General features: G+C 69.7%; 24 protein-coding genes and 1 pseudogene. 9 read left to right on the top strand and 16 right to left on the bottom strand.

Annotated features, from left to right (window positions below):
* The first annotated feature begins 72 nt into the window (after positions 1-72).
* Positions 73-1,236: an XdhC family protein gene (locus tag AWZ10_RS32280; protein WP_060892749.1), complete on the top strand. Its 1,164-nt coding sequence runs from the start codon at positions 73-75 to the stop codon at positions 1,234-1,236.
* 63 nt (positions 1,237-1,299) lie between these two features.
* Here AWZ10_RS32280 and AWZ10_RS32275 read toward each other — a convergent pair whose 3' ends face one another.
* From AWZ10_RS32275 to AWZ10_RS32250, 6 genes are all read right to left on the bottom strand, one after another.
* Positions 1,300-1,965 carry a response regulator gene (locus AWZ10_RS32275; RefSeq protein WP_046702426.1) on the bottom strand — a complete coding sequence of 222 codons (666 nt, stop codon included), beginning with the start codon at positions 1,963-1,965 and terminating at the stop codon, positions 1,300-1,302.
* Positions 1,962-3,248 carry a sensor histidine kinase gene (locus tag AWZ10_RS32270; RefSeq protein ID WP_060892748.1) on the bottom strand — a complete coding sequence of 429 codons (1,287 nt, stop codon included), beginning with the start codon at positions 3,246-3,248 and terminating at the stop codon, positions 1,962-1,964. Before AWZ10_RS32270 ends, AWZ10_RS32275 begins: the two co-directional genes overlap by 4 nt.
* 97 nt (positions 3,249-3,345) lie before the next feature.
* Positions 3,346-4,191 (bottom strand): ABC transporter permease, encoded by an 846-nt coding sequence (locus AWZ10_RS32265; RefSeq protein ID WP_060892747.1) that lies wholly within the window; start codon positions 4,189-4,191, stop codon positions 3,346-3,348.
* The gene (locus AWZ10_RS32260) at positions 4,188-5,126 is read right to left on the bottom strand and encodes an ABC transporter ATP-binding protein (protein WP_046702424.1); all 939 of its coding nucleotides are present in this window, start codon (positions 5,124-5,126) and stop codon (positions 4,188-4,190) included. The genes AWZ10_RS32265 and AWZ10_RS32260 overlap by 4 nt, the downstream gene beginning before the upstream one ends.
* A gap of 652 nt (positions 5,127-5,778) precedes the next feature.
* Positions 5,779-6,234, bottom strand: coding sequence for a MarR family winged helix-turn-helix transcriptional regulator (locus AWZ10_RS32255; RefSeq protein WP_060892746.1), 456 nt, complete (start codon positions 6,232-6,234; stop codon positions 5,779-5,781).
* Positions 6,235-6,636: 402 nt separating this feature from the next.
* Positions 6,637-7,308 carry a helix-turn-helix transcriptional regulator gene (locus tag AWZ10_RS32250; protein WP_060892745.1) on the bottom strand — a complete coding sequence of 224 codons (672 nt, stop codon included), beginning with the start codon at positions 7,306-7,308 and terminating at the stop codon, positions 6,637-6,639.
* A 72-nt stretch (positions 7,309-7,380) separates the two neighbouring features.
* Here AWZ10_RS32250 and AWZ10_RS32245 point away from each other — a divergent pair, with 72 nt between their 5' ends.
* Positions 7,381-8,232 carry an aldo/keto reductase gene (locus AWZ10_RS32245; protein ID WP_060892744.1) on the top strand — a complete coding sequence of 284 codons (852 nt, stop codon included), beginning with the start codon at positions 7,381-7,383 and terminating at the stop codon, positions 8,230-8,232.
* A gap of 260 nt (positions 8,233-8,492) precedes the next feature.
* Here AWZ10_RS32245 and AWZ10_RS55880 read toward each other — a convergent pair whose 3' ends face one another.
* Together AWZ10_RS55880 and AWZ10_RS55875 are read right to left on the bottom strand one after the other, a co-directional pair.
* Positions 8,493-8,726 carry a hypothetical protein gene (locus tag AWZ10_RS55880; RefSeq protein ID WP_199845806.1) on the bottom strand — a complete coding sequence of 78 codons (234 nt, stop codon included), beginning with the start codon at positions 8,724-8,726 and terminating at the stop codon, positions 8,493-8,495.
* Positions 8,727-8,793: 67 nt separating this feature from the next.
* Positions 8,794-10,342: pseudogene (locus AWZ10_RS55875) on the bottom strand (amino acid adenylation domain-containing protein).
* A 351-nt stretch (positions 10,343-10,693) separates the two neighbouring features.
* Here AWZ10_RS55875 and AWZ10_RS51735 point away from each other — a divergent pair.
* A complete protein-coding gene (locus tag AWZ10_RS51735; protein ID WP_159014885.1) occupies positions 10,694-10,858 on the top strand; it encodes a hypothetical protein in 165 nt (54 codons plus the stop codon).
* Between the two features lie 195 nt (positions 10,859-11,053).
* On the opposite strand, the gene AWZ10_RS32230 is transcribed toward AWZ10_RS51735, so the two are convergent.
* Entirely contained in the window at positions 11,054-11,593 is a 540-nt protein-coding gene (locus AWZ10_RS32230) for a GlcG/HbpS family heme-binding protein (protein ID WP_060892743.1), read from the bottom strand.
* A 258-nt stretch (positions 11,594-11,851) separates the two neighbouring features.
* Positions 11,852-12,415: a MarR family winged helix-turn-helix transcriptional regulator gene (locus AWZ10_RS32225; protein WP_079104519.1), complete on the bottom strand. Its 564-nt coding sequence runs from the start codon at positions 12,413-12,415 to the stop codon at positions 11,852-11,854.
* Between the two features lie 825 nt (positions 12,416-13,240).
* Here AWZ10_RS32225 and AWZ10_RS32220 point away from each other — a divergent pair.
* Together AWZ10_RS32220 and AWZ10_RS32215 are read left to right on the top strand one after the other, a co-directional pair.
* Entirely contained in the window at positions 13,241-14,188 is a 948-nt protein-coding gene (locus AWZ10_RS32220) for a quinone oxidoreductase family protein (protein WP_060892742.1), read from the top strand.
* Between the two features lie 143 nt (positions 14,189-14,331).
* Positions 14,332-14,934 carry a TetR/AcrR family transcriptional regulator gene (locus tag AWZ10_RS32215; protein ID WP_079104517.1) on the top strand — a complete coding sequence of 201 codons (603 nt, stop codon included), beginning with the start codon at positions 14,332-14,334 and terminating at the stop codon, positions 14,932-14,934.
* Between the two features lie 57 nt (positions 14,935-14,991).
* Here AWZ10_RS32215 and AWZ10_RS32210 read toward each other — a convergent pair whose 3' ends face one another.
* Positions 14,992-16,590 carry an FAD-dependent monooxygenase gene (locus AWZ10_RS32210; RefSeq protein WP_208618591.1) on the bottom strand — a complete coding sequence of 533 codons (1,599 nt, stop codon included), beginning with the start codon at positions 16,588-16,590 and terminating at the stop codon, positions 14,992-14,994.
* A gap of 395 nt (positions 16,591-16,985) precedes the next feature.
* Between AWZ10_RS32210 and AWZ10_RS51730 the strand changes: the two genes are divergently transcribed.
* Entirely contained in the window at positions 16,986-17,159 is a 174-nt protein-coding gene (locus tag AWZ10_RS51730) for a hypothetical protein (protein ID WP_159058425.1), read from the top strand.
* 110 nt (positions 17,160-17,269) lie between these two features.
* On the top strand, positions 17,270-17,824 hold the full coding sequence (locus tag AWZ10_RS55530; protein WP_060892740.1) for a VOC family protein: 555 nt from the start codon (positions 17,270-17,272) through the stop codon (positions 17,822-17,824).
* Here the strand turns inward: AWZ10_RS55530 and AWZ10_RS32200 are convergent.
* The 3 genes from AWZ10_RS32200 to AWZ10_RS32190 form a co-directional block, all read right to left on the bottom strand.
* Entirely contained in the window at positions 17,810-18,439 is a 630-nt protein-coding gene (locus tag AWZ10_RS32200; RefSeq protein WP_060892739.1) for a TetR/AcrR family transcriptional regulator, read from the bottom strand. The genes AWZ10_RS55530 and AWZ10_RS32200 overlap by 15 nt on opposite strands.
* A 181-nt stretch (positions 18,440-18,620) precedes the next feature.
* Complete coding sequence (locus AWZ10_RS32195; protein WP_046702415.1) at positions 18,621-19,076, bottom strand: MarR family winged helix-turn-helix transcriptional regulator; 456 nt, start codon at positions 19,074-19,076, stop codon at positions 18,621-18,623.
* A gap of 145 nt (positions 19,077-19,221) precedes the next feature.
* Positions 19,222-20,274, bottom strand: coding sequence for an ABC transporter permease (locus AWZ10_RS32190; protein ID WP_244172613.1), 1,053 nt, complete (start codon positions 20,272-20,274; stop codon positions 19,222-19,224).
* An 82-nt stretch (positions 20,275-20,356) separates the two neighbouring features.
* Here AWZ10_RS32190 and AWZ10_RS32185 point away from each other — a divergent pair, with 82 nt between their 5' ends.
* Complete coding sequence (locus AWZ10_RS32185) at positions 20,357-20,830, top strand: MarR family winged helix-turn-helix transcriptional regulator (RefSeq protein ID WP_052769433.1); 474 nt, start codon at positions 20,357-20,359, stop codon at positions 20,828-20,830.
* A 576-nt stretch (positions 20,831-21,406) separates the two neighbouring features.
* Here AWZ10_RS32185 and AWZ10_RS32175 read toward each other — a convergent pair.
* Both AWZ10_RS32175 and AWZ10_RS32170 read right to left on the bottom strand, forming a co-directional pair.
* Entirely contained in the window at positions 21,407-22,099 is a 693-nt protein-coding gene (locus AWZ10_RS32175) for a response regulator (RefSeq protein WP_060892737.1), read from the bottom strand.
* A complete protein-coding gene (locus AWZ10_RS32170) occupies positions 22,096-23,292 on the bottom strand; it encodes a sensor histidine kinase (protein ID WP_060892736.1) in 1,197 nt (398 codons plus the stop codon). The genes AWZ10_RS32175 and AWZ10_RS32170 overlap by 4 nt, the downstream gene beginning before the upstream one ends.
* Positions 23,293-23,504: 212 nt before the next feature.
* Here AWZ10_RS32170 and AWZ10_RS32165 point away from each other — a divergent pair.
* Positions 23,505-24,269 (top strand): ABC transporter ATP-binding protein (locus tag AWZ10_RS32165; RefSeq protein ID WP_060892735.1); only part of this gene is annotated, 765 nt, incomplete at its 3' end.

Here is a 24,269-nt window from a genome sequence, read left to right as displayed (position 1 = left end):
GGCCGTCGTCGCGGTTTCCTCCCCTAGAGCGCGGCGACGGCCCGTCAACCCACACCCAACGGAAAGCCCCCCATGCTGAACATCACGGACACACTGCACGACTGGTGCCACGAGGGCCGGCCGTTCGCCCTCGCCACCGTCATCGGCCTCAGAGGAAGCGCACCCCTGCCGGTCGGCACCGCACTGGCCGTGGACGCCGACGGCAACGCGGTCGGTGGCATCTCCGGCGGCTGTGTCGAGGCAGCGGTGTACGAACTCGGCCGCCAGGTGCTGGCAGACCGCGCTGCCCCCGCACGCGTTGCGTTCGGGTACTCCGACTCGGATGCCTTCGCCGCCGGCCTGACCTGCGGCGGAGAGATCGACGTCCTGGTACAGCGCGTGGAGCCCGGCGCCCAACCCCATCTCGCCGCCGCCCTCGATGCCGTGACCGCCGGACTTCCGTCGGCCGTGGCCCACGTCGTGGACGGTCCTGGTGAGCTCGTCGGCCGTACGCTCCATGTCCCCGACGAGGGGGCCCACGAGGGCACGCTCGGCGACGAGAGCGAGGACCGGGCGGTCGTGGCGCATGCGCGTGCACTCCTGCGGGCGGGTCGCACCGCCTTGATCGAGGTCGGCGGCGGTGGGGGAGAACCAGGGAACTCGGACGACGGCACCTGCCCGCGCAAGCTCACCGTCCTCGTCCACGTGCACGGGTCCCGCCCCCGCATGCTGATCTTCGGCGCCGTCGACTTCGCCGCCGCCCTCAGCCGGGCGGGGAGCTTCCTCGGTTACCGGGTGACCGTCTGCGACGCCCGCCCGGTCTTCGCCACCCAGGCCCGCTTCCCGCACGCCGACGAGGTTGTCACCGACTGGCCCCACCGCTACCTCGCGGCCACCGAGACCGACGCCCGCACCGCCGTCTGCGTCCTCACCCACGACGCCAAGTTCGACATCCCCCTGCTGCGGCTGGCACTGACCCTTCCCGTCGGCTACGTCGGCGCCATGGGCTCGCGACGCACCCACGAGCACCGCGTCGACCTGCTCCGGGAAGCCGGCGTCTCCCAGGACCAACTGGCGCGTCTGCACTCGCCGATCGGCCTGGACATCGGAGCCCGTACTCGCGAGGAGACAGCGATCTCCATCACGTCGGAGATCATCGCCCATACCAACCGTGCCACCGGCCGGCCCCTGTCACACGGCGCCGGCCCCATCCACCTTCCCGCGCAGCCTCTGCCCGGCCTGGTGACGGCGCCGTAACCCCCGCACAGACGCCGTCCGGCAGCCGCAGGGTACCTGCCCCACTGAGTGGTGTGCGGACGGTCACGCGCCGGGGTGGGCGTGGCCGGTCTGGTAGGCGATCACGACGAGTTGGGCGCGGTCGCGGACGCCGAGCTTGGTCATGATGTGGTTCACGTGTGTCTTGGCGGTCGAGGGCGAGATGTGGAGCTGCTCGGCGATGGCGTCGTTGGAGAGGCCGGCGGCCACGAGATCGAGTACTTGGCGCTCGCGGTCGGTCAGGGACGTCAGCTCCGGGGCCGGAGCGCTCGTCCTGTCGGGTGTGGTGAGGTAGTGGGCGATGAGTGCCCTGGTCGCCCTGGGTGACAACAGCGCCTCTCCGAGGGCGACCAGCCGGATGGCGTCGAGGAGATAGGAGAGCTCCACGCTCTTTCCGAGGAACCCGCTGGCCCCGGCACGTAGCGCCTGGAAGACGTGCTCGTCGGCTTCGAAGGTCGTCAGGATCAGCACCCGTACGCCCGCGAGGTCTTCGTCCGCCGAGATGGCGCGCGTGGCGGCGAGGCCGTCCATGTCGGGCATCCGGATGTCCATCAGCACGACGTCGGCGCGGGCGCTGCGGGCCAGTCTGACCGCCTCTTCGCCCGTCGCGGCCTCTCCGACGACCTCCAGGTCCGGCTCCGACTCGATGAGCATGCGGAAGCAGGTGCGGACGAGGGCCTGGTCGTCGGCGAGCAGCACGCGGATGGTCATCCCTGCCTCCCCTCGGTGGCGGTGGCGGTGGCGGTGGCGGTCGCGGGCAGGGCCGTGCCGGACCGATCTGACGTTCGGTTGTCGGCCGGTGGTCCGGCGGCGGGCAGCGGTAGCCGCACAACGAGGCGAAAGCAACCGGCGGTGTCTGCTCCGGCATGGAGGCTGCCGCCGACTGCGTGGGCGCGCTCGCGCATGCCCGTCAGCCCGTGCCCGGTGCCCATCGCGGCCGACGCAGGGTACGGGCCGGAGTGCAGGGGGTTGGTGATCCGAACGCACAGTTCGTCGGGCCCGTAGTCGACGAGCAGGTCCGCCTCGGCGGTCGCGCCGTGCTTGTGCGCGTTGGTCAGCCCCTCCTGGATGACGCGGTATGCGGCCAGGTCGATGGCGGTCGGCAGGGGGTGCGGGTGGCCGGCCTGCCGGTGGCGGACGCTCAGCCCGGCGGCGGTCAGCGATTCGAGGAGCCCTCCGAGGCGGGACAGGCCGGGCACGGGTTCGGTCGGCTGAGTCGCCTCCGTCTCGTCGCCGGACTGCCGTAGTACGTGCAGCAGCGGGCCCAGTTTGTCCAGGACTGTGCGGCCCGCCTCACGGATGTGACCGAGCGCCACCTCGGCCTGATCCGGTCGGCCCCGAAGGAAGCGACCGGCGACTCCTGCCTGAATGGTGATCAGAGCGATGTGGTGGGCGATCACGTCATGGAGTTCCCTTGCGATGCGCAGCCGCTCTTCGGCGACCCTGCGGCGGGCCTCTTCTTCCTTGCTCTCCTCCGCCCGCAGCGCTCGCTCCTCCATCGCGGCGACGTAGTCGTGCCAGGTGCGCACGGTGCCCCCGACGGCGGCGAACATCCCGGTCCAGGCGAACACGGCGCCGGCTTCCTGGCTGGAGGCCGAATCCGTCGCCCAGGTGATGACGGCGTACAGGGCGAGGGCCGTTCCCAAGGCGGCGAACAAGGCGGTTCGCCGACGGACCGTTCGGGCCACGGTGTAGACCGCGATCAACGCGGCGAGCTTCAGTGCCCGCGACGGATACGACGCGAGGATGGTGAAAGCCACCTCTCCAAGCACTGCCAGCGCCAGAACGGGCAGCGGTGCCCGGCGGCGGGCCAGCAGAAGCAGGAACGCGGCCGCCGTGGCGACGGCGTCAGCGCCCGACGGCCGTATGCCGTCGGGCCACCGTCCGAACAGCAGAGGCAGCAGGCCGATACAGCCCACCAGGGTGGCGAGGGCGGCATCCACCAGACGTGGGTGAGTGCCGGTCACCCGTCGCAGCGACGCCGGTCCGATCACGGCTTCACCGTTCCTTATACAGATCCTCGGTTGGGGACAGGTGGCAGCCTGTCCTCAAGCCTGAAGGCGTACGAGCGGGTCGGCGCGACAAACGGTGTCACGCGTCGCGTCGCTTGAGCAGGACGGCCGCGCCGGCCAGGAGCACGACGATGTAGCCGACGAACACCACCAGCCCGAACCCGGGTGACAGCGAGTCACTGGACGTCCGCACTGTCATGACCGCGTTCGCCGCGTTCGACGGCAGGTACGGGCCGATGGCGTCGTTCCAACTGCTGGGCAGGAGCTGGATCAGGCCGGGCACCACGAACAGCGTGCCCACCACCAGGGTGATCGCCCCGGCGGTGTTGCGCAGCAGGAAGCCGACCGCCAGGCCGATCAGCCCTGCACCGGTGAGGTGGACCGCCGCGCCGACAAGTGCCCGGAACACCCCCTGGTCCGACAGTACGGCGGTGTCCAGACCGCGGGAGGACAGAACCGACTGACCGGCCAGAAAGGCCCCCAGGACCGCGACGAACATGAGCACGAAGCTCACCACGGCGAAGACGGTCACCTTGCCCCACAGTACTGGCAGGCGTGCGGGGACCGCGGCCAGCGTGGCCCGGATGGATCCGGTGGCGTATTCGCCGGCGCTCATCAGTACCCCGAGCACCGCGACGGCCAGCGAGGCGAGCATCACCCCGCCCAGACTGATCGAGGTCGGGTCTCCGAAATCATCCTCACCCGGGCCGTCTCCCGAGCCGACCACACTGCTGAACAGCAGCCCGAAGCCGATGACCAGGGCCACGGTGATCGCCAGCGTGTAGAGCGTCGAGCGCAGCGACCGCAGCTTGATCCATTCCATGTGGACCACCCGCGGAAAGGTCACGCGTTGACCGCCCGCATGTCGAACGGTGGTCCCGGTCGTCTTCTGCGCGTCCTGGGTGTCGAGGGCACTGGTGCTCATCGGTTCGTCCTTCCGGCAGCGGCGAACTCGGTGGTGGTGGCGCGGTATTCGACGGAGTCGCGGGTCAGCTCCATGAACGCCTCCTCCAGCGAAGCCTCCTGAACGAACAACTCGTGCAGAACCAGCCCGGCGGCCGCGGCACGTTCGCCGATCTCGGCGGCCTCCAGCCCCATGACGTCCAGCACGCCGGGCCGGCTGCTGCTGACCGAGACGCCGTCACCGACCAACAGGTCACGCAAGGACGCGGCCTGCGGCGACTGCACCCGTACGCTCCGACCGGGGGACTGGGCGATGAAGTCGGCGAGCGGACCCGCGGACAGCAGTCGGCCGCGCCCGATCACGATGAGGTCCTCGGCGATCAATGCCATCTCGGTCATCAGGTGGGAGGACACGAAGACGGTGCGCCCCTGGTCCGCGAGGTCCTTCAGGAGGTTGCGGATCCACAGCACGCCCTCGGGGTCGAGGCCGTTGACCGGCTCGTCCAGCATGACGATGTGCGGGTCGCCGAGCAGTGCCGAGGCGATGCCCAGCCGTTGCCCCATACCCAGTGAGAAGCCGCCCGCCCGCTTGCGGGCCACCTCCGTCAGACCGGCCATGTCGATCACCTCCAGCACCCGCCGCTTGCCGATGCCGTTGCTCGCCGCCAGCGCGAGCAGGTGCTGATATGCCGAGCGCCCGGGGTGGATCGACTTCGCCTCCAGCAGCGCCCCGATCTCCTGCAGGGGAGCCTTGATCTGCTCGTAGCGGCGGCCGTCGACGCGGACGGTCCCGGACGACGGGCGGTCCAGCCCCATGACCATCCGCATCGTCGTCGACTTGCCTGCCCCATTGGGCCCGAGGAAACCCGTCACCGCTCCAGGACGCACGGTGAAGCTCAGCGCGTCGACTGCGAGCTTGTCGCCGTACCTCTTGCTGAGGTCGTTCACTTCGATCACAGTCCACCTCCGGGTTGTTCTGGGCCTCAAGGTTCGTGCAAGGGGGTCGGCGCCTGCGTCGCCCTGCGGCGGTCACTGCTCGTACCACGACCGCGGTACGCCGTCGTCGGTGGCAGCGACCTTGGGGTGACGTCCGTCGGCGCCTGCTGTGATCGAACAAGGTCGACCTTCGACTCGCGAGGGCCGTGAGCTGCGGATCCGATTGCGTACTCGAAGGTCATGGGGACGCCTTTACCCGCAGCCTGTGACGGGTCGGGCGAGGTGGCTCGTCGCCCGGGAGCACGCGTCATTGCGGGGGTTCGGGTCGATGCCCTTGCAGTCGGCGGCAGCGGCATCGGCCGGGATACTCAGGCGGCGACGACAGGTGGGTCTGCGTCCATGTTGAGGGTCACCACTTGGCCGCCGTCGACGGCGGTATGAGGATGCGTTGTACGACCGCCGGCCAACAGCCGCCTCATGAGGCACTTACCACCCGTGAAGCCACGCTGATCTCACCGGTCGACGGCTGGGCCGGGCTGTCGCGCATTCCGGAGGGTGTTCCCGTCTCGACGCGCCGAGCGCCGGATCGTTCGTTCTGATCGCGGGAACGGAGGGACACCAATCGCAGGCGCCCACCTTTGTGGTGGGGGAGACGGTCGGTGAGCCCACCGTCTCACGCTTCCCGGACCACGTCGGCCACCTCGTCGAGCAGTGCCCTCAGCTGTGCGGCTTTCTTCGGACCGAGCTTCTCGGCGATCCGCTGTTCGATCCCCACGATCACGGCATCGGCATCGTGCAGGGAGTCGCGGCCGGCGTCGGTGAGGTGCAGTTCCTGCACGTGGCGGTGGCGAGGGTGCGGTCGGCGCTCCAGTTGCCCCCGCTCCTCCAAGCGGGCCACCTGGGAGGCCACCGCTTGCGGGGTGACGTTCAGGCGCCGGGCCAGTTCCGCGCCGGTCAGGCCGGGATCGCTGTGGACGGAGATCAGCAGGGTGTACTGCGCGGCCGCGATGCCCAGGGGTCGTAGCCGCTGGTCCTTCCGGGCCTGCACAGCCCACTCCGCCCGCCGCAGGGCCCAGGTCACCCGGGTCAGGTGCTCGGCAGGGATCGACCGCGCGTCATCCTTTGTCACCCGGTGAGAATACGGCACCCGGGTGCTTGCCAAGTACTTGATTACCTTCAAGTATATGAATCAATTTTGCTCCGGCCGAGAGGCTGATGTCGTACCTCGCACGAGCGGATCTGGCCCGTAGCCGGTGGTGACCCCGGGTGTCACTCAAGGCAGGAGGATGCGGTGACGGAGGAGATCGAATCCGACGCGTCCATGGATCTGCGTGTGATCCGCTTGGTGCGGGTGTTGACGCTCTCGGTGTGGCCGTTGTGGTCGGGCAACGTGAGACTGACTGGTGGGGGCGCCGGACCGGACACGGGAGGATGCCGGGCCCAAGGCGGTGCCGGCTCCGGTCAAGCGGTAGCTCCACCGTCGCCGCGAACCTCGACACCTGAGTCGGCTTCGGCCCGGGCGTAGGTCTGCTCACCGGCGGGTCAGGCCCAACTCGCCCGCGCGCATTCCGGCCTGGAAGCGTGAGTCGGCGCCCAGGGCTACAAGGAGTTCGGCGACTCTGCGGCGGTAGGTGCGCAGCGACATGCCCAGTTCGCGTGCAGCTGCCACGTCGGTCATTCCGGAGCCCAGTGCGTACAGCACCTCGCGGGCTTGCGCGTCAATGCGGGGCCGGTCGGCGTCGGAAAGGGCCGCCAGGTCGGTGGCCGTCTCCCACGCGGCTTCGAACAGTGCGTATGCCCCGCTGACCAGGGCAGGTTCGGCACTCATCGTGTACGTACGGCGCCGGGGACCGTGAGCGGACGAGGGCGCGGCATCGGGGTCGGTAAGGAACATGGTTCGCCGGTCGATGAAGACCGTTCCCTGGGGCAATGGGGTGGCGCTGATCCGCACCTGTATGCCATGGGCGGCCATCTCGCGCAGCACCTCCCGGTCGCGCTCGTCGGCGAGCACGGCGGGACTGTACAGCTTGCGGGCCTGACGTGTTCCGTCACGTCGTATCCGCAGACGAGCGGAATCGCGGGCGTTCGGCCAGGTGTCGAGGTCGCGCGCGGCGCTGACCCATTCCGCGCCATACAACTCCACCAAGGGCTTGATCCGCGCGTGCAGTTCAAGGTCACCTTTGAGGGCCATGTGCTGTGGCATGCGTTCATTGTGCCTCTGGCAGCAAGGTGCCACGGCCTCGTCAGCGGGTTGCGGGCCATGCAGGCTGGGCCCATGAGTAATGAATTCCGCCTCGGCGGCGACCTGGCCGTCAACCGGCTCGGCTTCGGTACCATGCGCCTGCCGTCCAAGGAGGGCATGGGCGGGCCGGCCCGCGACCCCGAGGCCGGCCGTGCCGTGTTGCGCCGCGGCGTCGAGCTGGGTGTCAACCACTTGGACACCGCCGACTTCTACGTCAGCGCCGGTGATGCGGTTCGCGCGAACACCCTGATCCGTGAAGCCCTCCACCCTTATGCGTCCGACCTGGTCATCGCCACCAAGGTGGGGCCCATCCGCCGCCCCGATGGCTTCCGCCGGGCCGCCACCCCGGCCGACATGCGCGGCTTGGTGGAGACCAACCTCGATGGCCTGGGCGTGGACCGCCTCGATCTGGTCTACCTGCGCGTCGGCCGGATGGAACCCCCGCACGGCGAGTCGCTTGCCGAGCGCTTCGAGGCGCTCGCGGCGCTGCGGGAGGAGGGCCTGATCCGTCACCTCGGCCTCAGCAACGTCGACACCGCTCATCTCGCGGAGGCACGCGCGATCGCCCCGGTCGTTGCGGTGCAGAACCAGTTCCACGTCGCCAAACGCGACGACGTGCAGCTGCTGGCCGCCTGCGAGGAGGCCGACATCGCATTCGTGCCCTTCTTCCCACTGGGGGGCGGCCGGGAACTCGACGACGAACGGCTCGCCAAGGTCGCGGCCCGGCACGGCGCCACCGTGTCGCAGATCGGCCTGGCCTGGCTGCTGGCCGCCTCACCGGTGACCCTGGCTATCCCCGGTACGGGCTCCCTCTCGCACTTGGAGGACAACATGGCCGCCGCCGGGATCACTCTCAGCGAAGAAGACCTCGCCGACCTCTCCTGACATCCGAGGGCCGTCGAAACGCCACAAGGGGAATCGTCACGGGCATCGTCGACCGCAGGAGACGGTATGCACGCAGCCCGTCATCTTGCTGGCCACCCCGGAAACCCGAACGCACCGACGGTCACCGAGGCGGTACGAGCACGCGATCGGGAGCGTGCTCGCGGCGGGCAAACCGGTCGGCGCTGACAACCGACCCCGCGTTCGCGAGGCGGTGCATCGTCCAACGCCGAGCGCGGTGACCAGGTGGTCGCGTTTGGTCTTCAGCGCGGCTTCGCGGGTGTCGGCGTACGCCTGCGCCGCGAGGGTGAGGAAGCGACCGCCGAAGTGGCCAGCCGGAACAGGACGTTGATGACGTACTGCTGGCGGATGAGTACGGCGAGGGCGAGGTCGGCAAGGGACGCGTGGGCGAGGGATGGCGTCGACAGAGGCCAACTTGTCGCTGCGTACGCTCCGTTGATCGGCAGGATCAGCCTGGCCGGCCGCTTGTAGTGCATCGACCGCGGGTGCTTGACGAGCCGTCTGGGTGCGGAGGCGAGCGGTGCGGCTCGGCGGTCTCCCGGTTCAGTGAGGTCGCGATCGGGCCACCGCCGTGAACTTCTCGGCCAGCCGTAGCAGCACCTGCTTGTCGATATTGCCGCAGTCCGTCTCCGCTCCGGGAGGGACACGAGCGGCAGGATCTCCGACGGAACGCAGTAGTACGGCCGTACGTCCGCCACCGCGCGGCGGGCCTTGTCCGGGTCGACGTCGGCCGGGCAGACGAACGAGACGAGGTTGTCGGCGTCCCGTTTCAGGGTCACCACGCGCATGCACCCCGCGACCGACTCCCATCACTGAGGAGACGGAGTCGAGTTCGATGCGGAAGCCGCGCACATTGAGCTAGTCGTCGGTGCGGCCGAGGTGTTCGAGCTCGCCGTCGGGGGTCCAGCGGCCGAGGTCACGGGTGCGGAACATGCGGTGGCCGGGGCCGAGGAAGGGGTCGGGGGCGTAGCGCTCGGCGTTCAGGCGATCGTTGCCGAGATAGCCGGCGGAGACGCAGGCGCCGCCCGCCCACATCTCGCCGACCTCGCCGATCGGCAGCGCCCGGCGGCCCGCGTCGAGGACGTACACCTTGTTGTTGGGGGTGGGGCGGCCGATGGTGAGGAGGGGTGCCGTCGGGTCGTGGCGGCGCATCGTGTGGACGATCGTCGTCTCCGTCGGGCCGCAGCAGTTGAAGAAGGCGGCGCGTGCCGCCCAGCGGTCGGCGAGCGGGCGCGGGCAGGGCTCCCCGGCGACGGCGACTGTGCGGACGTGCGGGCAGGCGGCGGGGTCGATGCCGGACAGGACGGTTGGGGTGGCGACGATCACGTCCGCCGTGCGGGCCGCTGCCGCGATGTCCTTGCCGCGGATGACGAGGGTGCCGCCGTGGGCGAGGCAGCCGAGGATCTCCCAGGCGGCGATGTCGGAGGCTATGTCGAGGAGTTGGGGCACGCGGTCGCCGGGGCGGATGCCGAGCGAACCAGGTTCGGTGAGCAGGATGTTGGCGACGTTGCGGTGGGTGACCTTGACGCCGTTGGGGTCGCCGGTGGTGCCGAGGGTGAACAGGACGTAGCAGCCGTCGTCGGGACGGATCGCCGGCCGGGGGCCGGGGGCCGGGGGCCTGTGGCAGGGGCTCGGTGTCGAGAGCGATCAGGCGGTGCCCGGTGGGCCGCGGGACGCGGGCGGCATGGTCGGCGAGGGTAAGGATCACGCGGGTGTCGGCGGTGCGGATCACGTGCCCGAGCTGGGCCGGGGGCGTGAGGCTGATGTCCTGCGGGACGTAGGCGGCGCCCGCCTTCAGGATGCCGAGCAGGCCGACGAGCATCGGGATCGAGCGGAGTACGAAGAGGCCGACGTGGTCGCCGGGCCGTACACCCTCGCGGACCAGGCGGGCGGCGAGGGCGTCCGCGTACCTGTCGAGCTCGCCGTAGGTGATCGTGGCACCCAGGTGTTCGGCGGCGACGGCGTGCGGGGTGGCGGCGGCCTGCCGTTCGACAGCGTGGTGGACCAACGGGTCGGGGAGGACGGCGGTGGGGCCGCAGCCGTACTGCCAGAAAAGGTGCTGGTCGCGGGGTGGCAGGTGGCGCAAGGGCATGATGGGAAACCCTCCTGGCTGATTCGAGACGGTTTGCTGCCGATCCGGGATGAGTACCGGGCATGCCCGGTACGTCGTATGACGTGCAGGTACTGCGCTGCGAGCGCCGTGCGGGGTTTTGCGCTACCGGGCCGTACGGATCCGTCGAGCGATTCCGACTGAGCGCTGTGCAACATGAGGTTTGCGGGTCACGGGTCTGGTGCGAGGGGGCGGGTGGGAGGCTCACGCTGGTCGTCGGCCGGTGTCCAGCGTGAAGATCGTTCTGGCCGGTGCGGTGTCGGATTCTGCTGCGCCGGCCGCAGTGCCGCTCCCACGGTCCTCTCCGGGCCGGGAGGACGTGGGGATGCGGGGATGCGGGAGCTGGAGTGGATCACGGCTCGCCGGAGTGAACCGGGCACGCTTGCTGATGAGTTGGCCGAGCAGCTTCAGGAGGTCCGGGACGAGCGGGTCCTGAACCTGCCGGCCGATGCGTTCAGCGGTGGTGGTGATGGGCCTGGCAGTGATGCGCCGGGCTGAGGGCGGGTGTCACAGTGGCAGGGCTGGGGCTGAGCCGACCGACCACGGGTTGCAGCCAGGCAGGCGCGGGGATCCCATGACGCGCGGCTGCGGATGCGCCGGCCGACGGGGCATCCGCAGCCACGATGACGACGAGGCGGGCGGCCCTGCACGAAGCGTGCAGGGGTGAGGATGGTGTGCCGTCTCGTCAGGGGGTCAGAGTGCGGTCAGCGCGGCGCGGGCTACCTCGTCGTCCTGGGCCGGGGTGCCTCCGCCGACGGCGAGGGCGCCGATGAACTGGCTGTTCTCGAAGATCGGTCGACCGCCGGCCAGCAGGCTACCGCCAGCGGCGACGAGGGAGGCGATCTGGCCCGGGTCCTTGATGTTGGAGGCCAGGTCGGCGGTGGCGGTCCGGAAGGTGCGCGCGGTGTGTGCTTTGTGCGGTACCAACATGGCCGCCGCTGAGCTGTTGTTGTCCATGCGAAGGGACGCCTTGGCTTCGCCGGCGGAGTCGACGACCACCACATACATGGGAGGAAGGTTGGGGTGGTCCCGCACGTAGCGGACGGCGGCCTCGGCGAGCCGCTGAGCCTGGGCCAGGCTGAGCGTCCGCGTCGCGATCGATCCGCCGCTGCCGGTGGCGGCCGAGGCGTTGCCGGCCGCCATCTGGCTGACCGCCAGTCCGCCCGCTACCGCCCCGGCTATCCCGAGCATTCCGCGTCTCGTGGCCAGGGTGTTGCCGGATTCCTCTGCCATGGCTTGCTCCTACGTCTCTGCAAGGCTTACGAATCCCGAGGTCGCTCTTGGGCGTCCGGCCCGCGTCGACGGGCGGGTTGCTGCCCGGACGCCTGGTCCGAACGGCGGGCGACGGCGTGGGCACCGCGCCCTCCCGATCACTTCATGCGTGAAGTTATATCCGGGTGTCACTTCACGGTGCAAGTGATCCGTCAAAGTAATTCACTTCACGTATGAAGTGATGCCTCGTGCCTGAACCGGGATGTCACGGCCTCAGGATCAGAGGGACTCGGTGCTGCCCGCCGCCTGCGCGATGCGCCTCGCGATCTGGGCCATCTGACGCACCTGCGTGGGGGAGAGGCTGTCGAAGATGAGGCGGCGGACCGCGGCGACGTGGCCCGGGGCGCTGACCTCGAGCTTCTCCGTCCCTGCGGCGGTCAGGCAGGCCAGGGTGTAACGGCCGTCGGTGGGGTCGGGGCGGCGGGTGAGCCAGCCGCGTCGCTCCATGCGGGTCGCGACCTGGGACAGACGCGGCAGCTGACCCCCGGTGAAGTCGGCCAGCTCGCTGATGCGAAGGGTGCGCTCGGGGGCCCGGGCCAGCCCTACGAGGACTTGGTACTCGAAGTGCGTGAGCCCGGCGTCGCGCTGGAGCTGTCGATCCAGTGCCGCGGGCAGCTTGGTGACCATGCCGGCCAGGGCCATCCAGGCGTGGAGTTCTTCCTCGTTCAGCCAGCGGATCGGTTCCGCGCACTCGCTGTGCCTTTCAGGCTCGGCCTGTCCGCCGGGGCTGTGTTCACCGGTGGGTGCGCTGGGGGTCCGCTTCACCGGGCGGTTCTTGGCCATGAGCGGATTCTATGCGCGAGGAGCGGATGGCCTTTCTTGCGAAGCGGCCGGCTTCCGGGTAGGTGAGGCAACGACGACCAGGTCGTAGGTGGTGCCGGCGATGATCTGGGGTGAGCTTCCCCTCCGGTGACGCTGCGACAGGGGCTCAAGTACGAAGAACCACCGTCGGCGGGTGTCGAGAGAGCCATGCGACCTGTCGCCGCGAGCGCGTCGCGAGCCTGCTGTTGTGGGTCTCGGGTCACCCGGTCCGGACGGACCTCGGAGTGCACCGCCTGCCGTCGCACGACCAGTTCACCGGCAAACTGCGAGTGGTCGGCCTCGGTGCCATCGCCGACCCTTAGATTCGTCGGACTCGACGACAGCGATCGTTGGCTACAAGGCCGCCCGGACCCCGGTCGAGTTCGGGTTCGCCCACCGCGAGAACTGGTGCGTGCTCGGAAAGGTCCGCACCGACCCGAAGCTGGCCCTGGTCAGGGCTCTGCTGGTCCTCACAGACCGCGAAGTCTCCCGGTGGCCGACGATCCTCGCCGAACTCGCACGCACGCGACCAGCCCGAGCACCCCCATATCCGCACACCAAAAACAGTAAGGTGGCTTATAATCTGTGGCGGGCCGGCGCCAGCCCCCGCGAGGCGCGAATACCGGGCCGCGGCAATGGCGCTAGCCCGAGTCCTGCGCCGCTCACCGAACCGACGCTCGCCCCGTTGGCCCAGGCAGGCATCAGGCACCGATGCCCCAGCGCACACCATCCCCAGTGCGTACAGGCGGATGGAAGTGACCACGAGTGGGTGGAATGAACCCCTCCGGAACAGAGTTGGCCTCCGAAATGAGCGAAGCAGTAGTAGCGAGTGCATACGGCGGTCCCGAGGTCCTGTCGGTGATCGATGTCACCGTCCCGGATCCCGGGCCGGGCCAGGTTCGTCTCGCGGTCCGTGCCGCCGGCGTCAACCCCTTTGATCAGAAGATGTACAGCGGTGTCTTCGGGACCGATCTGGCGAATCTGCCGATGCGACTGGGTGTCGAGGCGGCGGGTGTGGTGACCGCGGTGGGTGCCGACGCGACCGGCCCCGCAGGTCCGGTCGAGGTCGGCGACGAGGTGATCGCCTATCGTGCGCCCGGCGCGTACGCCGCCGAACTCGTCGTGCCGGCCTCGTCAGTGGTGCCGAAGCCCGCCGGCCTGTCCTGGGAGCAGGCGGGCGGCCTGATGGTCGTCGGCGTCACCGCCGTGCACGTTCTCGAGGCGATCGGCCTGCGCAAGGACGAGTCGGTGCTGATCCACGGCGCCGCCGGCGGAGTCGGCCTGATGGCCGTGCAGCTGGCGGCCGCGCGCGGCGCCACGGTCCTGGGAACGGCAAGCCCGGCCAGGCACGACCTGCTGCGTGACCTGGGAGCGATCCCCATCGCGTACGGGCCCGGCCTGGCCGACCGGGTGCGCGCGGCAGCACCGGAGGGTGTCCAGGCGGCGGCAGACCTGGTGGGCACCGACGAGGCGGTGGACGTCTCCGTGGAACTCGTGGCGGACCGTTCCCGCATCGCGACCATCGCGGGCTTCGGGCGCGGGGCCCAGGCCGGCATCAAGCTCCTCGGTGGCGGTCCCGGCGCAGATCCGGGCACGGACGTCCGTGCCGCCGCCCGCCTGCAGCTCACCGAGGCTGCGGAGGCAGGGCGACTGCGCGTCCTGATCGCCGGCAGCCACCCGCTCGGCGAAGCCGCTGCCGCCCATCGCCAGATCATGACCGGCCACACCAGCGGAAAAATCGTCCTGGTGCCGTAACCCCGACCAGACCCGCGCTGTGTCTCCGGGCAGGGGACACAGCGCGGGTCCACGCCATACAGCCGTCGCGCAGGCTTCCGGGCGAGATCCCTTCATCGCCGTCAGGCCCGTCCAGCTCGCTGTCTGCACTCAGTTGAGACGAGCTGAACACGTCGGAGGAGCCCGGGACGCCGCGGAACCGCCAACAGATCCGCCGTGAAGAGCGGGCGGGTGATCTGCTCGCCGCGGCGACGGAGCTCTTTCTCGCCAAGGGCTACGAGAAGGCCACGATGGCGGACATCAGCGCCGCCGCCGGTGTGGCCAGGGGCAACGTCTACTGGTACTTCAACTCGAAGGACGACATCTTCGCCGCGGTGACGGACCGGATGCTCAGCCGCGAGATCCGCACCCTCAACGCGGAGCAGGCGGGCGCCGCCCCCCTGAGCCGGCTGGTGCGCGGGCTGCCCGACATGCGCTTGTACAGGACGGTGCACCAGGCCATGCATGACCGGCTTCAACATTCCGAGACGGTTGGTGCCGCCCACAGTACTGTCCTGGACTGGATCGTCGGACTGGTCGACGAGGTCATGGCCGAGCGCGGCCTCGACGACGACCCGGACATCGGTGCCGCGCTCCTGCGCGATGTCGCAGTCGCCGTGTTCGAAGGCGCCAAGGTGCCCAACGACCGGAACAGACCTGCACATGAGAGGATCCATTTCCTGATGGAGTCCATCCTGGCCGGGCGTTCACCAATCAAGAGGGCATGACGCCGAACGCGGCGGCTCGGAGTTGGCGCGTACCGGCTTTCGCCGTGACAGCCTGCGTCACATGACCGATCCAGCGGCCGGATTCCCGGCTTCTGCCCCGCGCAGCCGGTCGAGCACCGCGGTTGGGTCCGCCGGAGCCTGTTTGCCCCGCCACCCGACGTGCCCGTCCGGACGTACCAGCACCAGTGGCCGCTCGTAGCGCCTCGCCGCGGCCGGATCGGTAAGGCGCAGCACCGTCAACGGCAGGCCATGCCGGCGCGCGGCCGTCGCCAGCGGGGACGGGTCTGCCGTCCCCGAGACCACGAGCACGAAGCCGCGGCCGAAGTGGTCGAGCACTGAGCTGCCGTCCGGCAGCCAGACGTGCGGTGCCCGGCAACCGGGCCAGGTCGACGGGACGTAGTCGTTCGGCTCGTCGGGCGGCTCCGGGGTGCCGTCCGGCACGCAGATAGGGGAGCCGCTGTAGCGGTATCCGAGTTGTACGCCCGTGCAGCGGAACTCCTTGCCTCTCGATCGGCGGATCATCTCGCCCATCTCACTGCGTGCCCGGTCGCCCTCTGCGTCCGCGCGGCCGAGCGCGGCGTCAGGTGTGAGCTGGGAGTCGGAACTCCAGTTGCTCGATGCCTCGGTGACGTTGCGGACGGCGATCGGTCGCCGCTCCAGTTCATAACTGTCGAGCAGCGCGGGGCCTCCCCAGCCCTGGAGGACGGCGGCGAGCTTCCAGCCGAGGTCGATGGCGTCGCCGATCCCGGTGTTGGCGCCGAAGCCTCCCTTGGGCCACAACAGATGTGCGGAGTCACCCGCGAGGAACACGCGCCCGGTGCGGTAGCCGCGGGCCACGACGCAGTGCCCGCTCCAGGGCTGGGCGGCGAGTATCTCCACATCGACGGGCGCACCGACGGCTTCGTGCACCCAGGCGACCGCATCCCCGGGTTCCGGCTCTTCCTCCAGGTAGACCGAGAGTCGCCACTCGTCCACGCCGTTGACCACCGTGATGTACGGCCTGCGTGCCGACGAGAGTGTGTGGATCTGTACCGCCGGGCCGCCCAACCGCTCCCGGAGCAGGTCCAGCAGTAGCGGTGCACGGAAGTGCACCGCGAAGTTGTGGCCCTGAGCGAACATGCCCTCGAACTCGATGCCCAGCGCCCGGCGGACGCTGCTGCGGCCACCGTCACAGGCCACGAGGTAGTCGCCGCCCAGTGTCTCGGAGGCTCCGCTCTCCTGGTTACGCACCACGGCGAGGACACCGTCGGAGTCCTGCTCGAACGTCTCCAGGCGCGTGGCGTACCTGATCTCGACCGAGGGCAGTCCCAGCGCGGTCCGTTCGAGCAACGGCAGGAACGAGAACTTGGACAGGAACGCGGGGCCCTCCGGCGTCAGCGGGCCATACGTACCGGGAGATCGGTTCGTGACCCCGTAATCGAATTCGGCGAGCGTGTGTCCCGTCACCGACGTGGCGAACACCGTGCGATGCGGATAGTCCGTTGGTGGCGCCGACTCCGCTCGCGCCTCTTCCGCACAACCCCAGCGCCGAAGGTGTTCCATGGTGCGGGAGAAGATCGCCTCGCCCGCCGGGAAGGGCACGCGGCCGTCGCTTTGATCGATCACCGTCACCGGCACACCGCGCCACCCCAGCTCGATCGCGAGCGAGAGCCCCACGGGCCCCGCCCCAACGACCAGGACACGCCGAGATCCGGCTCTTTCGTTGCGGTCAGACACAGGGGACCTGCCTTCCTGAGCACGGATTGGGTCAGTCGCGACCCCATCTCTTGAACCGGAGTCAGAATTGCATGCCTAGGTCGTTCTGTGGAAGAGCTTGCTATGTAGGCACCCATCGACAAGGTGGGTGCGGTGCTACGCTTGACCCGGGTTCAAGAGGTGGGAGCGCGTCGTGATGTCTCCAGCCGATCGAAGCGATGCTGTGGGCCGCTGTCGTGCCCCGGTCGTCAGCTACCACCGCGACATCGACAGTGGCCAGGCCGCCGCGGGGATGGGCGCGTTCGCCGCCGACGCCGAGTTCGAGGCGCACGGCGGTCTTCCGCGGACGGGACGAGATGCTCGGCTTCCTGAGCGAGCGGGAGACAACCACCGGACGGCAGACCGTCCATGTGCTCGCCAACGAGGTCGTCACTGGTCAGGAAGACGGAAGCGACGACAAGTGGGTCGAGTTGCAGCACATGGTTCTGCTGCACGTCCGGCAGTCCCCGCCGGAGTGGCGGAACCGGTGAACGGTGCTGAGAACGCGGTCCAAGAAGCAGGCGCCGTCGGAGTGGCGGATCACCCACCGTGCCTCGAGGCCGCTGCACCCCGCCGTCTGACGGGCAAGGAGGCCCTCACGATGACGACGACGCCCCAGAGCACGGCCGCCCCCGCAGCCAGCGAGACCTCAGCCGTCGCGCTGCAGCTCTCCGAACTCGTGCTCAAGACTGGCCGCTACGATGACATGGCCGCCTTTTACACGCACGTACTGGGACAGGGTCCGTTCTACGAGCGGACCCCGGATCCTGACGCCCCACCGCGTCCCGCGGGGATGCCCGAGCGAGCGGTCGATGTCCGCCTGGGCTTCTTCCGTGTACATGACTCCCCGCACGGCAGCCAGGTCCTCGCGCTGTTCGGCATCGACAGCCTGATCGGGACTGAACGCTCCGAGCCTGGCCTGCATCACTTCCAGTTCGGCGTCGCGACCAGTGCGGGGATCGCGAAGAAGTACGGCTTCTCGCTGACCAACTTGCTCTGCACCGCCGGCCCGGACCGCTTCATCACCGGGCTGGCGCGACGACTCGACACCGCTGCGGAGAACGGGAGTTGGGAGCGCGGCCTGGCCGGTGGTGCGGACGAGTGCGGTGACACGGTGACGCTCTCGGGCGGCCCATCCTGGTCAAGTGCGCGGTGAGCTGTCGGGCTGTAGGCCGTTCAGGGCGGTGTCGACGATCTGCTCTGCCAGTCCGTCAGGGAGGTCGGGGTCGGGGCGCGCGAACGAGCGGACGATCAGGGGGCCGACGAACATGTCGATGGCCAGTTCCAGGTCGACGTCGGTGCGGAGTTCCCCGTTCAGCCGGCCCCGCCGCAGGACCTCCAGTCCGAGGTCGCGCCGGGGAGTGATCACAGCGGCATGGTAGGCGGCCCATATCTTCGGGCTGCATCTCATCTGGGCATGCGCGTTGTGCAGGATCGCCGATGAGCGGCCGGCCAGACGGCGTCGGCGCAGTGCCTCCAGCAGAACGACCAGGTCGTCCCGCATCGAGGTGCCGGGGAGTTCGCGCTCGGCAGGATCAGCGGCGCGTATGACGTCGACGAACAGATTCTCTTTGGCGCTCCAGCGCCGGTAGATGGCCGCCTTGCCGACGCCGGCGGTACGGGCGATGCGCTCGACGGAGAGATCGGCCAACGGGACGCCGTCCTCGAGGAGCTTCATCACCGCTTCCAGGATGGCCTGTTCCACGGCCTCGCTGCGGGGACGACCACAGGTGGAACCGTACGACGGCGGACCGCTCTCGGCACGGCTCATGGCGTTCTGTCCTTTCGCTCGCGGTGCGCCGATGAACGTCGCACGGTCCGCGTCGGGACTCAATCCCCAGAGCAGCATTCACTGTGCCCGGTGACCTGTGTCCCGCTCAGTCTTTCCCTCTCTCTTTTTCACATCGACGCGCGGGGGGCGCAGAGGCATCCGCTGGACGGCCAGGGTCAGTTCAAGGTTCGACTGTCGATGCGAGGGCGTCGGGGTTCAGTTCCTCGACCAAGCGGTAGAGCAGCCGGTGAATGGTGTCCTTGTCGTCCGGGGAGAGCGGCGAGGTCGTCTCCCGTTCGATCCGGCGGGCGATCGACGTGGCACGAGCGGCCGTCGCGTGTCCCTGGGCGGTCGCGAACAGGCGCATGCTGCGGCGGCTGGTCGGATGCGGTTCACGTCGTAGCAGTCCTCGCTCGACGAGTTGGGTCACCGCGGCTCCCATGGACTGGGCGGTGATGCCGGAGCGGCGCGCGATCTCCGCGGCGGACACGCCCGGCGTCCAGAGGGCCTGCTGCAGGGCGTTGTGCTGTGCCAACGTGAGGTCCTCCGTGCGCAGCGCCCGCTCCAGTCGTCCGGCGATGATCTGGGAGAACTGCCAGGCGAGATATCCGGTGGTGGGGAACGTCGCGTCGGTCACGGCCGCAGTCTACGAGAGTGCGGTGTGCTGCTTGCGGGCGCGCTACCGGTCGGCAGTGCTGCGGCGGTGCGCCACGGAGTTTGGGTCGATGCCGCTCCCGTCCCTGGACACAAGGCCGGGGAATGCCGCTCGGCCGGGTGCCGGGTCAGGCGACGGCTGCGCTGCGTGACCCGCTGACATCACGCCAGAAGAGCGTCGCGACGGCGACCAGGATCCACGTCACCAGGACGGCGATGCCGGCGGTGAGACCGTCGTTGTTGAAGTGGGACAAGCCCTGGACGGCTCGTACGCCGACTCCCACCGGGAGGATCTCCGAGAACGGGTGGAGCCAGTCCGGCAGGTAGGCGGTGGGCAGAGTGCCGCCGCTCGTGCTGTTGCCGAAGGTGAACAGGACCACGGCGGCCAGCGACATCCCGGCCCTGCCGAAGACGCGCATGAACGCCATGGTCGCGCTGCCGACGGCTGCGGCCATCAGTGCGATGACCCCCGCGATGCCCAGGAAGGGTCCCGGCAGTGCCGCGAAGCCGAGGCTTCCGGCTATCACGGCCACCAGAATGCCGGCGAGGACGCTGAATGAGGCCAGGCTGGCCAGCCTCCACCGGTATTCCAGTCGGGGAGCCATCTGGTACGTCATCATGCCGAACAGGAACCCGGCCAGAACGACGCCGAACCCGGCGTAGAACACCGACATGCCGCGGGTGTCGCCCGTCGAGGCAGGCACGACGTCCTGCACGGTCATCCGCTCGCCGTTCGCCTTGGCGACACCGGAGAAGGCGCCGGTGACCGTCGAGGTCACCGAGGGACCGTTGGCCCCGGCATAGAGCAATTCGGCGGACCTTCCGGAGTCGGTGACATAGGCGGCGTACACCTTTCGGTCCTGCAGTGCGTGGCGGGCCGCAGTCGCGTCGGGGTAGCGCTTCACCTCGAATCCACCGGGCAGTCCGAGCTCCAGTCCTCCGGTGATCTGCTCGAGCCGTTGGGTCGTCCCGACGACGGCGACCGGAAGGTCGTGCGGCCGCGGGGCGTGAAAGGCGGCCAGGAACACACTGACGAAGATCGAGCCGATGACCAGCACGATCACGACCGGGAGCAGAACCCCCTTCAGCCCAGTGGCCCCTTGCGGCGCTGGAGCGGTGTCCAACGCGTGGTGATGGGGCGCGTGGCGCGGTTCGACGGAAGTGGTGGGTGATGTGGACATGGTGGAGTGCTCCATCCCTGGTTGTAAGGTGCCTTATAGTTCTATCATAGAAATATAAGGCACCTTACTGTTGGAGTCGCTCATGGGCCGCAGTCCCGCAGATCCGTCCACGCGCATGGGCTACCTGGCGTGGCAGGTGGTGCATGTGATGGGAACGCGTCTGGAGAGAGCGCTGCGTTCGCTCGACCTCACGGCTGCCCAGCACAACGCTCTGCAGCACGTCGTCTGGGCGCCGGGCATCTCCGCCGCCGAGATCGCGCGTCGGACCGGCTTCACGCCCCAGTCCATGGGTGCCGCCGTCAACGCGCTGGTCGACCGCGGCCTTCTCATGCGCCGCGAACACCCTTCGAACCGCAGAACCGTCCAGCTGGCCATCACCGACAGCGGTGCGAGTATCGCCGAGCGGGCACTGGATGTGGTGGAACGTCTGGATATGGAAGCGCTCGCGGTCCTCGCCCCCGCTGAGCGGGAAGTCGTACGCTCCCTGCTGCTCCGGATGCTCGCCGAGATCAATCCTGACGCTTTGCCGGCGACGGACCTGCGTGGCACGGGCTGAGCGCGGCGTACCCGCATCCGGGTGAGGGCAAGGGTCAGGAAGAGCCTGTTCACACCGTCAGTGCGGCACCTCAGGTGGGGACGGTGACTCCGTCTCCGTGCCCCGGGAACAGCCGGTGCAGGTGACTGACTGAGATGTGGTGCATCGCCGCGACGGTTGGTCCGCCAGCACCGCGTAGTCGTACGAGACGCTGTTCCCGTCGGCCTTGGTCACGGACACCATGATCTGCTGCCGCTTCCCGTTCTCGGACGTCACGGTGCACTCGACCGAGTCGCGCTGCTGCGCGCTGAGACCTCCGCCGCACCTTCACGGTTTTCGGATTCCTCTGGACGAGCGGCAGGGAGTGGTTCTCGCGGACCTGCTTCTCGACCTCCGCACGGCTTACGGTCCCGGTGGAAGTGACGCGGTTGCCAGGGACGCGGCGACGTATTTCGTGTTTCCCCCCTGCGATGCGTTTGCTGCGGTGAGGCTGTCACCGGAAGAGTGGCCCGCCGGACGGTGGCTGCGCTTCGGCCCGTCGGCCGAGAGCGTGCGGCCGGGGTCGGCCTGTGGGCCGACCCGGGGCCGACCCACAGGTCAGGCGGGCGGCGTCTGGCGGTCGCGTACGAGCCCGGTGTCCCAGGCCCAGGCGGCGATCTCGACGCGGTTGCGCACGCCGAGCTTGTCCTTGATGTTGGCCAGGTGGGTCTTGACGGTGCCCAGGGACACGAACAGCTCGCCGCAGACCTCCTGGTTGGTACGGCCCACCGCCACCAGGCGTACGACGTCGAGTTCCCGCTCGGAGAGCGGATGCGGGACCGCTGCCGGCGGCTGCTGTCCGGCGAGGTGCTTGAGCAGCCGGACGGTGACGGCGGGGGAGATCAGGGCATCCCCGCGGGCTGCGGAGCGCACGGCCTCGATCAGCAGGGTGGAGCCGGCGTCCTTGAGGAGGAAGCCGCAGGCGCCGTTGCGCAGGGCTGTGTAGGCGTAGTCGTCCTGGTCGAAGGTGGTCACCACGACCACGCGGATCGGGTCGGCGACCCCTGGCCCGGCCAGGGCCCGGGTGACCTCCAGACCGTCCAGCCTGGGCATACGGATGTCGACGAGACACACGTCGGGTCGCATCCTTCGGGCGAGTTCGACGCACTCGGCGCCGTCGGCGGCCTCACCGATCACCTCGAGGTCGGGTTGGGTGCCGAGGATCAGCCGGAAGCCGGTGCGGACCATCTCCTGGTCGTCCGCGATCAGTACGCGCGTCCGGGGCTCGTTCCGATCACTGCCGCCGCTCATGCCGGTGATCCTTCCACGGCTGCCAGGACGGGGAAGTCGGCACGCACGTACCAGCCGCCGTCCGATGTCCGGCCGCTGGTCAGCGATCCCTCCACGGCCTCCACGCGTTCCCGCAGGCCCACCAGGCCGAAGCCGCCCCGCCCGCCGGTCGGCACGGCGACGCGCGTCCGCGGCGCCGTGTTGCGCACCTCCACCCGCAGCCGGTCGCCGCGGGAGTGCCGGTGCAGTTCGAGGCGGACGACGACGTCCGCGTCATGGGCATGGCGGCGCACGTTCGTCAGCGCCTCCTGCACCACGCGGTGGACGGACGTCTCCACCTCGGGAGCCAGCCGGATCCCGCGCACCTCGGATGCGACGTCCAGCCCGGCCTCGGTGCCGTTCCCGGCGAACGCGGAGACCAGGCGGTCCAGCTCGGTCAGCAGCTCACCCGGGCGGGCGGCCTGATGGTCGTCCTCGCGCAACACCCGCACCAGGCGGCGCATGGAGTCCAGCGTCTCCCCGCCGGCCCGCGAGATTCCCTCCAGCAGCGGCTTGATCTGCTCCGGCGACCTCTCCTGGATCACCAGCGCCGCATTGGCGTGCACGACGATGCCGGTGACGTGGTGGGCGACGAAGTCGTGCAGGTCCCGGGCGAGTTCCAGGCGCTCACTCTGGCGTACGGAGGCCACGGCCCGGGTCCGGCGGGCGTCCAGGAGGCGCAGGTAGCAACCGAGGCCCACGGCGGCGCCGACGGCGAATGTCAGCACGAAGGAGTATCGGAAGAAGGAGTGCTCCGCGCCCCCGCGCAGCGGCATGGCGATCACCGCGACAGCCAGCGCCGCCGACAGTGTCACGGCGGTGGCCGGCCGCTCCACCCGCCGCGCGGTCCGGGAGAGCAGTACGAGCAGGGCGACCGTTTCCAGCAGACCCCACGTACCGCTGGAGAGCCGCGCATACGCGCACAGGCCCACGGTCAGGGCCAAGGAGCCCAGCGCGGCGGCGCCGGCCCGCCATTCGGGAGTCGGCCGGCGGGCGGGAAGGAGCAGTGCGGCGGCGGCGAGGGGTCCGGAGACCAGGGGCAGCCAGCTCGACCAGCGGTCCTGCGGGTCGTAGTAGGTCACCAGGTCGAACAGCCACACCAGGGCCAGACCCGTGCAGAGAGGGACCGTGATGGCGCGCCGGACGGCCGGGGAGAGCGGAGTATCAGGTTCCACGCCGCAAAGGGTACGGAGGTGTGGCCGAGCCGTGGGTCGGCCCGCAGGCCGATGCCGGCCGCTCCGGATCGGTCCGGCGGCCGAGGACGGGCGGGGTGGTACGGCGGGATCGTCGACGGTGTGCAGATCCTCGGCGTTCTCCAAGTGGCCCTGGCGGCGTTCGCCGGCCTGTGCCTCTTCCTGTGCGCCCTTGTCACCGTGGAGTCCGCCCGATGAACTCGTACCGCACGACCGCCGCCTACCCCGTCCTGGTGGCCGCCGGTCTGAAGAAGTCCTACGCGCTGACCCGCGCCCTGGCCGGTGTCGACGTGTCCGTCTCGGCGGGCGAGTCGCTGGCGATCATGGGCCCGTCCGGGTCGGGCAAGTCCACCCTGCTGCACTGCCTCGCCGGCATCGAACTCCCCGACGAGGGCCAGGTGATGCTCGCCGGCGAGCGAAGTGGGACAGGGGTCCCCCTGGACGAAGCCTGGGTGAGCGTGGACGAGCTGGGCGAGCCGCACCGCAGCGAGCTGCGCCGGACGCGCTTCGGCTTCGTCTTCCAGTCCGGCCAGCTGCTGCCGGAGCTGCCCGCCGACGAGAACGTGGCCCTGCCGTTGATGCTCGGCGGCATGTCTCGCCGCCAGGCGGTCCAGAAGGCGCGGGAGTGGTTCCCGCCGCTGGGCCTGGCGGGTATGGAGGAGCGGCGGCCCGGACAGCTGTCCGGCGGGCAGGCGCAGCGTGTGGCCATCGCCCGCGCGCTGGTCGGCGGCCCGCAGGTGATCTTCGCCGACGAGCCCACGGGCGCACTGGACCAGGTCACCGGTATGGAGGTCATCGACCTGCTGGTCACCACCACCCGCAGGCAGGGAGCCGCACTCGTCGTGGTCACCCACGACGAGGACGTGGCGCGCCGGTGCGACCGCACCGTCCGGGTCCGCGACGGCCGCCTGGGCGAGGACCACCGGACGCCGGACGGGGCCGCAGGCGCGAACGGCGCC

Origin of the sequence: Streptomyces europaeiscabiei (assembly GCF_001550375.1) — a bacterium.
In the GTDB taxonomy this organism is placed as follows: Bacteria; Actinomycetota; Actinomycetes; order Streptomycetales; family Streptomycetaceae; genus Streptomyces; species Streptomyces europaeiscabiei.
Note: the sequence above shows the minus strand (reverse complement) of the source record. Positions and strands in the feature narration are given on the sequence as shown.

Bases quoted from the DNA above. Each gene is read 5' to 3' on its own strand.
- AWZ10_RS32250 (WP_060892745.1), bottom strand. From the start codon at position 7,308: ATGCCACAGCACATGGCCCTCAAAGGTGACCTTGAACTGCACGCGCGG.
- AWZ10_RS32185 (WP_052769433.1), top strand. From the start codon at position 20,357: ATGGGCCGCAGTCCCGCAGATCCGTCCACGCGCATGGGCTACCTGGCG.
- AWZ10_RS32175 (WP_060892737.1), bottom strand. From the start codon at position 22,099: ATGAGCGGCGGCAGTGATCGGAACGAGCCCCGGACGCGCGTACTGATC.
- AWZ10_RS32230 (WP_060892743.1), bottom strand. From the start codon at position 11,593: ATGGCAGAGGAATCCGGCAACACCCTGGCCACGAGACGCGGAATGCTC.
- AWZ10_RS51730 (WP_159058425.1), top strand. From the start codon at position 16,986: ATGCTCGGCTTCCTGAGCGAGCGGGAGACAACCACCGGACGGCAGACC.
- AWZ10_RS32200 (WP_060892739.1), bottom strand. From the start codon at position 18,439: ATGAGCCGTGCCGAGAGCGGTCCGCCGTCGTACGGTTCCACCTGTGGT.
- AWZ10_RS32245 (WP_060892744.1), top strand. From the start codon at position 7,381: ATGAGTAATGAATTCCGCCTCGGCGGCGACCTGGCCGTCAACCGGCTC.
- AWZ10_RS32275 (WP_046702426.1), bottom strand. From the start codon at position 1,965: ATGACCATCCGCGTGCTGCTCGCCGACGACCAGGCCCTCGTCCGCACC.
- AWZ10_RS32225 (WP_079104519.1), bottom strand. From the start codon at position 12,415: ATGGCCAAGAACCGCCCGGTGAAGCGGACCCCCAGCGCACCCACCGGT.
- AWZ10_RS32190 (WP_244172613.1), bottom strand. From the start codon at position 20,274: ATGTCCACATCACCCACCACTTCCGTCGAACCGCGCCACGCGCCCCAT.
- AWZ10_RS32220 (WP_060892742.1), top strand. From the start codon at position 13,241: ATGAGCGAAGCAGTAGTAGCGAGTGCATACGGCGGTCCCGAGGTCCTG.
- AWZ10_RS55530 (WP_060892740.1), top strand. From the start codon at position 17,270: ATGACGACGACGCCCCAGAGCACGGCCGCCCCCGCAGCCAGCGAGACC.
- AWZ10_RS32265 (WP_060892747.1), bottom strand. From the start codon at position 4,191: ATGAGCACCAGTGCCCTCGACACCCAGGACGCGCAGAAGACGACCGGG.
- AWZ10_RS32280 (WP_060892749.1), top strand. From the start codon at position 73: ATGCTGAACATCACGGACACACTGCACGACTGGTGCCACGAGGGCCGG.
- AWZ10_RS51735 (WP_159014885.1), top strand. From the start codon at position 10,694: ATGCGGGAGCTGGAGTGGATCACGGCTCGCCGGAGTGAACCGGGCACG.
- AWZ10_RS55880 (WP_199845806.1), bottom strand. From the start codon at position 8,726: ATGCACTACAAGCGGCCGGCCAGGCTGATCCTGCCGATCAACGGAGCG.